Genomic DNA, 11001 nt, shown 5'->3' with positions numbered 1-11001 from the left:
AAATTTCTACAGCAATAGATTAACGTATGTTTGACGAAACAAAAAAAGCCAATCACTTATTGTAATTGACTTCTCTGTCGTTATTTACTAACTTTATTTGTTTTTTCTTTACGATAGAAAATTTCTTCATATATGACAGTCAAAATAAAGGCATTCATAAAGGCAAACACTAAAAACATTGGCATACCACCAAGCTGTGGATGTGTAAGCTCTGTATCGAACACCATTACAGTGCTGATTTGTGCTAAAAAGAAAATGAAACCAATCCCTACTTGCCAAATAGGACGCTTAACTTTTCGCTTTTCATACCAAAATATTTTTTTAAATATTTTTCGTACATCCTCAGCAATGACCAAACTTAATAAAAACAAAATAACAAAAAATACTGGTATATGATAAACACTTTTTGTGATCCATGCAAAATCTGATAGACGGAAGAAAAGTGTAAATAACGATGCAATACTACAGGCTATTCCTAAATTTTGGAGCCACTTACTAATTTGCAACTTCACAACTATTACCTCCATTTTTTATTTTTCAACATTATCATTCTATCAGATTATAGTTATATACGAAACATAAAATTATAAATTTATATCATTTTAATAGCACATTATCAAAATTTGAAGTATTTTTATAAAACAAATGATTCTAAATACCCAAACTAGACTATAAAGACCTATAAACCATAACGTGTGGTTGATTTCCGTTCCGATTGGGCGCTTTCCTGAGAGGCGTCGGGCTAACAGGATGTTGGTCACGAAGGCGTTATCACAGGACGTGATGTTCTTAGCCTCCGTTCCCCTTCCGCTTCACTCGCGGTGCTCGCTCCAGGGTCTCGATGTCTTTTGCGCGAAAGCGTGAGTGCAACGTAGCGGCAGCATAGGGTTTTGGTTTTGTTTGTGCGAAAGCGCAGCGACAGCAAAAGGGTTTTATCTGCGCGAAAGCGAAGCGGCAGCGGCAACAGCAGGATGTTGGTCACAAAGGCGTTATCACAGGATGTGATGGTTTTAGCCTGCGTTCCTCTAGTGCTGATTCCCAAGGAGTCGCCCAATCTCCACTCCAATCAACTTATGTTAATATTGTCATTCATTTAAGTTCTTCCAATACCATACAAAATACCTTGTTAGAGCGTAAAAAAGTCGTCTCAAAAAGTTTGAGACGACTTCATATACTTATCCTTGAAAGAATAAGTATTATTTTATCTCGTAACGGGCAGTAATTTATCTATACCAAAAGCGATGCGTAAGGTACAGATGTTTTTTGTAGCGAAAGCAAAGAAGTAAAGCGGGAGATTAACTGCCCGTAAAAGCCCGGATTGGTGAAGACTAATAATCAGAGGGGGGAAGAGAACCCCCCCTCTGATTAAAGTTTCACTTTATATAGCCGGATAATAGTTTTGCATATGGTGAAGTAGATGGCAAAATAATGACCGTATCTTCACCTATTGTTTTCTTATATGATTCTAATGTCCGGTACAATGAATAGAATTCAGGGTCTTGAGAGAATGATTTATTGTAAATCTTCGCAGCTTCTGCTTCACCTTCCGCTTGAATCAATGCTCCATCTTTTTTCGCTGTTGCTAGCATTTCTTGAACCTGTTGATCTGTTTGAGCTTCAACACGGCGTTTCTCAGCGTCACCTTCAGATAAATATTTTTGTGCGATTGATTCACGATCCGAAATCATATTCGTAAACACGGATTGCTCATTCTCAGTAGGCAAATCGATACGACGAATGCGAACATCAACTACTTCTATTCCATATTTATCGTTTGAAAGTAACTCATTGACACGTGCAGTTACCTGATCATTGATACTCCCACGTGAAGAACCTTCATCATTAATAATCGCTTTATATTCTATTCGACCAAGCTCTGAACGAATAACTGAATAAATAAACTCTTCCATACGTGATTCAACTTTTTCTATTGTTCCTGCATTTGAAATTAATTGCTTTGGATCAGTTATATGCCAAACTGCATAATTATCAATAATAATTCGTTTTTTATCCTTTGTATTAATTTCTTCTTCAGAAACTTCATATGTCATTTGGTTTTTTGGTAGCCTCGTTACGCTTTGAATAAACGGAACCTTCATTTTCAAGCCGGGCTCACTCTGAAATTTCACTACTTCTCCAAACTGTCTAACAACTGCGTATTCGGATTCTTTAACTATATAAGTATTAGCAAATAATATAATAGCAATAGCAAAAACGGCTGTTAATGTTACAGCAAGAGAAATATATTTTTTCGGATTCATCGGGCCTTTTTTCGACATTTTGACCACATTATCCACAGGATCCCCTTCTTTTGGAGCAGTATTTTTGGATTTACCCGATAAAAAATTCAGGAATTTTTCAAGATCCTTATTTTTTTGATCCATTAGTTACCGCCCCCTTCTTTTTTCTCTTTTGATGTTTCTTGTGTCGCAGGTGTTTCTTGTGTTGCAGGTGTCTCCTGTTTTGCAGGTTGCAATGCTTGAAGAGGTAAGTATTTCATTGTATTACCATCATCATTCATAATATAAATTTGTGCTTTAGGTAATACATTTTCAAGTGTTTCCAAAATTAAACGTTCGCGTGTAATCTGTTGGTTGCCCTTATATTGCTCATACATTTTATTAAAGACAGCTACATCCCCTTGAGCCTGCTCAATACGTGCTGTTTTTTCACCTTGAGCTTTCGAGATGATTGCATCCTTCTCACCTTCAGCCTCACTAAGTCGCTGATTATTATATTTTTTCGCCTGATTAATTTTTGTATTTTTCATTTCGCGTGCGTCTGTAACAGCTGTAAAGGCTGCTCGCACATCTGCATTCGGTAATTCAACATCCTGTAGTTTTACCCCTAAAACACTTATACCTATATCGTATTTTTCAAGAAGAGAAACGAGTAAATCTCGTGATTTTGCTTCTATGTCCGCTTTTCCTTCAGTTAACGCTGCGTCGATTTTGGAACTTCCGATAATGGATCGAATTGCACTCGACGTAGCGCTATGTAATATTTTTTCTGGATCTTGTGAGCTGAATAAATACTTCTTCGGTTCTGTAATTTTCCATTGAACGACAAGGTCTGTTAATACAATATGTTCATCCCCTGTAATCATTTTCGTTTCGGCATCATAAGTTTCCAATTCCCCATCTTCATTTTGCTTATAGCCAAACTTTAAACTAAATGTTTCTTTCGATAAAACCTGAACCGATTGTACAGGCCAAGGTAATTTAAAATGTAAACCTGGTTCTGTAACTGTATTATCGGCACGACCGAATGTAATGACAACTGCTTGTTCTGATTCATCTACCGTGTACCACGATGTAAATACCGCAATAATTGCAACAATGCCAAAAATGCCAAGTCCCACCATCATTAGTGACCTTTTCACACTCATGTCTAATCCTCCCTTAAGCTTAGTACTATTGTATACGGGACACTTACTTAAAAGTTTCAAAATATTTTAATAAACTACTTTTTTATTTTAGGCAGTTTTACATAAGGAACAAAGTGAAGCTCATCCATTTTTTTGCACGGTCCTCTATCTTTAATCCACACAAAAATATCCCGTTACCATTTAAGGTAACAGGATATTGACAACTAGATGTTCAAACGCTGGGAAAAAGGTTGTCGATAAAACAATGCTAATTAATGCAGCTACAATCATCGCAAGACTTGCAAAAGTACCTTCCAACTCACCAAGTTCAAATGCTTTAGAAGTACCTGTGCCATGTGCTCCCATTCCTAACATTAGACCTCTAGAGGATGGTCGATGGAAACGACATACTTTAATCACTAACGGTGCTATTAGACTCCCTAAAATACCAGTTACCATAACGAAAACAGCGGTAAGTGTAGGAGAGCCACCAATCATGTTGGAAATGTCCATTGCTATTGGTGTCGTAACTGAACGTGGAACTAAGCTATGCACAAGTTCATTATTTAAACCAATTACTACAGCAATGATAAATGAAGAAGTAATGGCAACGGCTGAGCCTACTGCAATACTTAGAAAAATTTCAAAAGCATGTTTCTTTAATAGATTAAAATTTTTATAAATTGGTACCGCAAATGCAACTGTTGCTGGTCCAAGTAAATTTGATAAAATACCGGCTCCTGCAGTATAGGATTTGTAAGATGTACCCGTTAGTAACAAAATGACAATGACCACTAACGGTGTGATTAGTATAGGTGATAACCATTCCTTTTGATACTTTTTATAAAACATTTTACAAACATAAAAAACTGCGATAGTACCTAGTAAACTTACTATAGCGGTTAAAAAGCTCATGCAGTATCACCTTTCTTTCGTTGCCCTAGCAATTGTGCTGTGAAACCTGTTGCAAACATAACAACGATGGCACTCAATACAATTACAAGCACAGCTTTCACACCTTGCACACCGAATAATGCGGTATAATCGATTACTCCGATAGCAGATGGAATGAAAAATAGTAATAGTTCACTAAGTAATAAACCTGCACCTAACTCAATCCATTCAAGCTTAATAATATGAAACTGCAATAGTAAAAATAATAAGACTAGTCCAATTATGCTCCCTGGAATCGGCAAGTGAAGTAGGCGTGCAATACTATTCCCAACAAATAAAATTACATAAAGATAGCCGATTTGCACGATACTTTTGACGATTTTCATGGTCATCCTTCTTTCATTTTTTATCTTGCTATAACGGTCATTCCTATAGATTACTTCTAGATAAAGTGTGCTAATTAGCTGACCGTACAAGCCCGATTGGTTCAACTAAAAGTTACTTCTTATTAGTTGAACATTATGCTACTATACTTTACACCTATTTTTGTTACGTGTAAAACAGAAAAAGAATCTATTACCAAAAAGTTTGGCAATAGATTCTTACTATTGTGGCGATAATTAAGCAACAAATAAAAAATCTAATTTATATATAAATAAAGATTTTTTTGCTATTTTATAGTCTTAACAATTTTATAAGGGGGTTTCTACTAACAAGTATAAGACCCCATTGTGAATCTAAAATTGTGCTATTGTAAAGAATTCGTTAATTTTTCGGAATCATAACAATCATTTTTGTCCCTACACCAACTTCACTTTCTACCTGAATGCGACCATGGTGCGCCTCTACTAAGTGTTTCACAATAGCAAGTCCTAAACCCGTTCCCCCAGAATTCCTGCTTCGCGCACGATCCACACGGTAAAAACGTTCAAAGACACGAGCAATTTCATGCTTTTCAATTCCTATACCTTGGTCTTCTATTTCAAGAATGCCATACGTTTCATTTTCCTTTAAACGAATCGTAACGGTTGTATTTTCCGGAGAGTACGTAATGGCATTGGTAATTAAATTAGTGACAATTTGAATAATGCGATTGGCATCACCCATAACTTGAACATCACGCTCTATATCAACATAAAAGCTCATGTTTTTCTCATCCAGACGAGGACCTGTCAGCTCTGCCCCACGTATAAGTACATCTTGCAAGCCCATCGGCATAATATTAACGGTAAAACCATGCTGTTCAATTTTCGATAATTCTAGTAAATCCTGGATAAGCATCTGCAGACGGTTACTTTCTTTATAAATGATCTCTAAAAAAGATAAGAGCATTTTTTCATCTTTATATGCACCATCCAATAATGTTTCAGAAAAGCCTTTAATAGATGTAATAGGTGTACGCAATTCATGGGATACGTTTGCTACAAAGTCCTTACGAATTTGCTCTAAACGCACAAGCTCCGTAATATCATGCATAACGATAACGACACCAAGCCAACGACCATGATCCCCTATAACAGGTGCTCCGTACACTTCCTTATTATACAGATCCTGTTGGACCTCCATTTTAATTTGTTGTCGATAAGGCATTTCCGTTAGAAACACATGGTCAATGAATTGCTCTAGTGATTTTGGTAAACCAATTGTACGAAAAACTTTCCCTTGTACATCGTCAATTTGCATACCGAAACGCTCTAAAAATACACGGTTCACAATAGATATATTGCCCTCACGTCCTATCATCATGAGGGAGCTTCCCATGTTTTCAATTAACGTTTTAAGCCTTTCCTCTTCTACCTCACGAATCGTCGTAATATCCTGTAAATTACGCGCTAAAATATTGATGGAGTGACTAAGCGGCATCATGCGTTCATGCTCATTTTCATGTGCGCGAGCACGGTAATTTCCTTTCGCCAGCTCAAGTGCCGTATCTGTCACGTTATCAATAGGAGCAGTGAAATTTCGAATCATATAGCGACTTACAATCGCCATTAACACCAGTGCTATTATAAAAAGAATCGCTAGCACTGCATAAAGTCTTGCATGAACAGTCGATAATAGATAATCTTTTACCTCAATGTTTTGCGCAGTATATAGTGCCTCTTTATCTTCCTTAGATAGTTCAATCTTTCGTTCATCTAATACTCGGTTAATAGATTCTTGCATATCTACACTAGCCTGTTCGTTGTACTGTTCTATATAAACAGGAAAAAGCTGACCTATTACAACCATTAGGACAGCTAATATCGTTCCAAGCAATAGCATGAATGTCAAGAATAAGCGGTTGCTCATTGATTTCATGTCGTTTTCGGCTCCTCGAATTTATAGCCAAGGCCGCGAATTGTTTTGATGAATATCGGCTTACGGCTATTTTCCTCGATTTTATCGCGAAGGTGGCTTATATGCACATCCACAATTCGAGTATCGCCAGCAAAGTCATACTTCCATACAGCACTTAATAGCTGATCACGCGTTAACACACGGTTTTTATTTTCAAGTAAATAAATGAGTAGTTCAAATTCTTTTGGTGTAAATTCCAGTGCTTCATCCTGTAAAAACACTTCAAAACGCTCTGGAAAAACACGTAATTGTCCAAATTCATACATTTTCTCTTGTGACCCATTCTTATCTTCAGCCACTACATTTTGTGTAAAACGTCTTAAAACAGCCTTTACCCGCGCTAATACTTCGCGTGGACTAAAAGGCTTCGTCATATAATCATCTGCCCCTAGCTCTAGACCAAGTACTTTATCGAACTCGTCATCCTTTGCTGTTAGCATAATAATAGGTGTATTCATACGTTGTTGACGAATTTGCTTACAAACCTCCATACCATCCAGTCTTGGAAGCATCAAATCTAATAAAATTAAATCTGGCTGTAAGTCAATTGCCTTATCAAGACCCTCTTGACCATCTGCAGCTGTTTCGACAACATATCCTGCCTGCTCTAAATTATATTTCAATAATGTCGCAATAGAAAATTCATCTTCTACAACTAAAATCGTTTTTGTCATGTGTAATGCCTCCGTTAGTGATTTGAAACCCCCATTTCAAATCTCAAGACGTTTATAAAGTAAGTGGTGGTGTTACCAGTAAAGTACCTTCAATCACAAGCTCCTTTTGCTCATTATATGAGTGTACAGATACTGTAATCGTATTTTGTAATTTATTTACTTCTGTTACCTCTAAAAGAGTATCAAATAATTCATAATGATAGAGCGGTCCTAAATATTTTATATGTTGCTCAATAATTCGTGCACCTGGTCCAGGAATATACTTTGACACAGCTGAAGTAATAATGCCATTTAACATGATTGTTGGTACGATTGGCTTTTGAAAAGGTGTCATTGCAGCATAATCATGTTGAATATAAAGTGGATTATTATCATTCGTAAGTCCTAAATAAAGCAATAAATCCTTATCTTCTATCTTTTCGGTTATATGAATCTTCTCGCCAACTGTAATTTCATCAATAGTGAGACCAAGCTTACTGTTTTTTTGAAGCAAAAATACGCCAACCCCTTTTCTATCATATATCTTCATAGTATCAATTTTATTCCAAAAGTACAACGAAAAGCAGAGTAACCATTTATTCTTCATTCAGCAATGTTTTCTGTGGCGAAAGCGTAGCGTCAACAACATTGTTTATCAGTCCCTTTATCTTTAATCAAGAATTGTGTTGCCATTCTTTTTAATATTAAGCTGATGAATGTTGAAGGATCAGATTCTCCAAAGCGTAGTTAAAAAAATACAAAGGACATCTCCCCTTCATATTTGCGGATTTCATCAATTCCTTACTTAGAGAATCGCAAAATGAACTAAAAATTAATGAACTACACTTTTAACATAATTATGAAGTTCAGACTAAAGTTGTGAATACTTTTCCGGACAGAATTGGTAATATACGGTGTGTAATGATTTGAGGCCAAGGATTTTAAAGGAGGAGTAATTTTGAATTACTATATTTGTGAAACATGTGGGGCGCAGTATGAAAAATCAATGGAAGAGCCAAAGCAATGTACTATTTGTTCAGAAGAAAGACAATATGTCAGTGTAAATGGGCAAACTTGGACAACTTTGGACAAAATGATTTCTTCTGAAATTTATAAAAATAACTTCAATCTTGAAGAAGATGGATTATTCAGCATAACAACTAGTCCAACATTTGGAATTGGACAAACGACTTATTTAATTCAAGAACAGGGGTTTAATTTGTTATGGGATTGTATTTCATATATTGATCAAGAAACTATTGATAAAATAGAGAGCTTAGGGGGAATTGATGCCATCGCATTATCTCATCCTCATTATTATTCAAGTCAAGTGGAGTGGGCAGAAACTTTTAACGCACCTATTTATATTCATGAGGATGATAAAAAATGGGTTACAAGAACTAGTGACAAGATTATTTTTTGGTCTGGTGAATCTCTTACTTTACAGAATGGGTTAACTCTTTATCGTATGGGTGGTCATTTTAAAGGAGCCACTGTACTAGAATGGAAAAATGGTTATCATCAAAAAGGCATATTACTAGTTGGAGATATCATTCGTGTAGTGGCTGACCGCAATTGGGTAACATTTATGTATAGTTTCCCTAATTTCATTCCACTTCCTGTTAAAACTGTGGAAAGAATCTTAAGTCAAATAGAGGATCTACATTTTGAACGGATATATGATGCTTTTCTACGTATTGTGAAAAAAGATGCAAAACAATCTGTTCATAATTCAGCTGTAAGGTATATAGATGCTATAGAGGGTAAGCTATTCACTACTTAAGTTAATTCTACTTCATCGGTAAGATTTTATTATGTTTTCAAAGATGTTGCCTCCAATTTTTGCGGAAACAAAAAGCGTCCTGCTATCGTATTTCATTACAATGCAAGACGCTCTAGCTACTATTTACGATATTTCGTTTTTCAAGCTAGAAATCATTCATAAATTCTTAAACGATCAATTAATTTTCATTAAAACTAATTATTTTGCCTGTTGAACTATTATGTTAGACAATATATTTTTGGGTAAAATAAGTGTATGAGATGATTTATTGCCTTTCAATTCCCCTATTTTCGATTAGATATTACACCAAATGTAGATGCTTTAATGTATGTTTTCCCTTGTAATGATTCCAATTGCTTTGGTGTGCCAGTTACTACGGCCCCAATAATTTTCACATCACTTCTTTCTAGGGTTCCATTTTCCCCTATTAAAGATTGATAAACTTGGTTTGTTTCCCATTCAAAGTTCTTGCTCTCTCGAAGAAGCTCAAGGTTTTGAATAAAGGTGTCAACCTCGTCACTTTGAGACTGTAGGGGTACTGGTTTTGATTGCTCCGATTGAAATCCGAAAATTAACGGGTAATTAGCTGCAATAGTACTCTGTCCTTGCTTCATGAAATTCATCCATTCCTCTGTAAAGGCATCCACCCACCACCAATCTACTTGCACACTAGAAGGCAACTTGCTTTTAATATCGTCAAAGTTATATGCATTATCAAAAGATATCGCTAGTTCTACTAAAGTATTTTCTTCCAATTGATTGAGTTCACTAATACTATCTTTATAAACATCGTATGAAATCTCAGGGTGATAAAAAAACATTTCTCTATCGCCAGTGTGTTCATTAAATCGTTCAAATTGATTTGTTTCTGCTAGTGATTCTGAACCTTCTATTTGGATCGAGTCCGAAATGTAATTACGTGTAAGAGTTCCGAATAGGTTGTAATCACTTTCGAGAGGCTCCCAAATATAAGGTCTATGATTATCTCCAAGTACCTTAAATGTTTTTGTTTTTATTTTCCCCCCGAACAAATTATCGTCAAATACCTGTTTGCTAATTTGAACATTCGGGGAACTAATCTTGTTATACAGCCAAATATCATCCATTACTTTCTGGGCACTATTTAATGATAAACTCCTAAGACCGTACCATACTGCTACTAGAACAATTGGCGTAACGATGATCGTTATGCCAATAATTTTTATTGTTGACCAAAACTTTGCTTTTCTCATTATTTTTTTCGTCTGTTTTTCATCAAATAAGAAATCATTTTGTCCTTTATTCATAATCAGTGTCCTCCTTAAAGCTTTCAGTAAATTCTTCCCTAGCACGTTTGACGTGAGTTTTTAGCGTGTTTTCATTCTTATTCATTAAAGCTGAAATTTCTTTATACGATAATCCCATCTCATATTTCAGAACTAATAATTCCTGATGCAAGTTGGACAGCGTTTCAAGAGTGCCTCTTATGTCCTCTAATTTTTCTTTTTTTAGAACCTGAATTTCAGGAATATTAGTCAATGCTGTCAAATGGACTTCATCATATTCGGTTGTGGGATGACGCTTTTCTTTTCTCTTGAGATCATAAAACTGATTGGTAGCCACACGGTATAACCAACTCATTACTTTGTCGGATTGAATTCCATTTTTATGTAATAAAAATTTATAACATGTATCTTGAACGATATCTTCTGCATCCTCATGGGCTAATCCACGTTTTCTTAAATATCGGTATAATATGGTGCCTACTTGCTGCAGAAAATCATTCATTGATTGATTTGCCATATCTATCTCCCTTCTGCCTATACAACGCAGAACTCAAAGAAAAGTTTACATATTATAAAAATTCCTTCATAAATTATTCTATTTTCCAGAAAAACACAAAAAAGAGGAGGGTTTTGTGCAACCCATCTCTATTTTTGAGTATCCTGTATTTTGTAAGAACATCTTATTTTGCCACATTACTC

11 protein-coding genes are annotated in these 11001 nt (G+C 35.6%); 1 reads left to right on the top strand and 10 read right to left on the bottom strand.

The window, feature by feature from the left end:
* Nucleotides 1–80: 80 nt before the first annotated feature.
* From ABE34_RS22710 to ABE34_RS22675, 8 genes are all read right to left on the bottom strand, one after another.
* On the bottom strand, nucleotides 81–512 hold the full coding sequence (locus ABE34_RS22710) for a DNA polymerase I (RefSeq protein WP_346655602.1): 432 nt from the start codon (nucleotides 510–512) through the stop codon (nucleotides 81–83).
* A gap of 861 nt (nucleotides 513–1373) precedes the next feature.
* A complete protein-coding gene (gene hflC, locus ABE34_RS22705) occupies nucleotides 1374–2384 on the bottom strand; it encodes a protease modulator HflC (RefSeq protein ID WP_197144704.1) in 1011 nt (336 codons plus the stop codon).
* Nucleotides 2384–3388, bottom strand: coding sequence for an FtsH protease activity modulator HflK (hflK, locus tag ABE34_RS22700; RefSeq protein WP_197144703.1), 1005 nt, complete (start codon nucleotides 3386–3388; stop codon nucleotides 2384–2386). The genes hflC and hflK overlap by 1 nt, the downstream gene beginning before the upstream one ends.
* A 180-nt stretch (nucleotides 3389–3568) precedes the next feature.
* A complete protein-coding gene (locus ABE34_RS22695; RefSeq protein WP_197144702.1) occupies nucleotides 3569–4282 on the bottom strand; it encodes an LrgB family protein in 714 nt (237 codons plus the stop codon).
* Nucleotides 4279–4647: a CidA/LrgA family holin-like protein gene (locus ABE34_RS22690; RefSeq protein WP_079561583.1), complete on the bottom strand. Its 369-nt coding sequence runs from the start codon at nucleotides 4645–4647 to the stop codon at nucleotides 4279–4281. Before ABE34_RS22690 ends, ABE34_RS22695 begins: the two co-directional genes overlap by 4 nt.
* 379 nt (nucleotides 4648–5026) lie before the next feature.
* On the bottom strand, nucleotides 5027–6562 hold the full coding sequence (gene pnpS, locus ABE34_RS22685) for a two-component system histidine kinase PnpS (protein ID WP_197144701.1): 1536 nt from the start codon (nucleotides 6560–6562) through the stop codon (nucleotides 5027–5029).
* Nucleotides 6559–7275 (bottom strand): response regulator transcription factor, encoded by a 717-nt coding sequence (locus ABE34_RS22680; RefSeq protein WP_079561585.1) that lies wholly within the window; start codon nucleotides 7273–7275, stop codon nucleotides 6559–6561. The genes pnpS and ABE34_RS22680 overlap by 4 nt, the downstream gene beginning before the upstream one ends.
* A gap of 52 nt (nucleotides 7276–7327) precedes the next feature.
* On the bottom strand, nucleotides 7328–7768 hold the full coding sequence (locus ABE34_RS22675; RefSeq protein ID WP_197144860.1) for a MaoC/PaaZ C-terminal domain-containing protein: 441 nt from the start codon (nucleotides 7766–7768) through the stop codon (nucleotides 7328–7330).
* Between the two features lie 444 nt (nucleotides 7769–8212).
* On the opposite strand from ABE34_RS22675, the gene ABE34_RS22670 reads away from it, so the two are divergent.
* Nucleotides 8213–9037 (top strand): MBL fold metallo-hydrolase, encoded by an 825-nt coding sequence (locus ABE34_RS22670; protein ID WP_197144700.1) that lies wholly within the window; start codon nucleotides 8213–8215, stop codon nucleotides 9035–9037.
* Nucleotides 9038–9321: 284 nt separating this feature from the next.
* Here ABE34_RS22670 and ABE34_RS22665 read toward each other — a convergent pair whose 3' ends face one another.
* Nucleotides 9322–10323: an anti sigma factor C-terminal domain-containing protein gene (locus ABE34_RS22665; protein WP_197144699.1), complete on the bottom strand. Its 1002-nt coding sequence runs from the start codon at nucleotides 10321–10323 to the stop codon at nucleotides 9322–9324.
* A complete protein-coding gene (locus tag ABE34_RS22660) occupies nucleotides 10316–10819 on the bottom strand; it encodes an RNA polymerase sigma factor (protein ID WP_197144698.1) in 504 nt (167 codons plus the stop codon). Before ABE34_RS22660 ends, ABE34_RS22665 begins: the two co-directional genes overlap by 8 nt.
* Nucleotides 10820–11001: the final 182 nt, after the last annotated feature.

Source organism: Lysinibacillus sphaericus (assembly GCF_015844675.1).
GTDB lineage: Bacteria > Bacillota > Bacilli > Bacillales_A > Planococcaceae > Lysinibacillus > Lysinibacillus sphaericus_E.
Note: the sequence above shows the minus strand (reverse complement) of the source record. Positions and strands in the feature narration are given on the sequence as shown.

Excerpts from the sequence above, each read along its gene's own strand:
- ABE34_RS22660 (WP_197144698.1), bottom strand. The coding sequence starts at position 10,819 with ATGGCAAATCAATCAATGAATGATTTTCTGCAGCAAGTAGGCACCATA.
- ABE34_RS22680 (WP_079561585.1), bottom strand. The coding sequence starts at position 7,275 with ATGACAAAAACGATTTTAGTTGTAGAAGATGAATTTTCTATTGCGACA.
- hflK (WP_197144703.1), bottom strand. The coding sequence starts at position 3,388 with ATGAGTGTGAAAAGGTCACTAATGATGGTGGGACTTGGCATTTTTGGC.
- hflC (WP_197144704.1), bottom strand. The coding sequence starts at position 2,384 with ATGGATCAAAAAAATAAGGATCTTGAAAAATTCCTGAATTTTTTATCG.
- ABE34_RS22695 (WP_197144702.1), bottom strand. The coding sequence starts at position 4,282 with ATGAGCTTTTTAACCGCTATAGTAAGTTTACTAGGTACTATCGCAGTT.
- pnpS (WP_197144701.1), bottom strand. The coding sequence starts at position 6,562 with ATGAAATCAATGAGCAACCGCTTATTCTTGACATTCATGCTATTGCTT.
- ABE34_RS22665 (WP_197144699.1), bottom strand. The coding sequence starts at position 10,323 with ATGAATAAAGGACAAAATGATTTCTTATTTGATGAAAAACAGACGAAA.
- ABE34_RS22690 (WP_079561583.1), bottom strand. The coding sequence starts at position 4,647 with ATGAAAATCGTCAAAAGTATCGTGCAAATCGGCTATCTTTATGTAATT.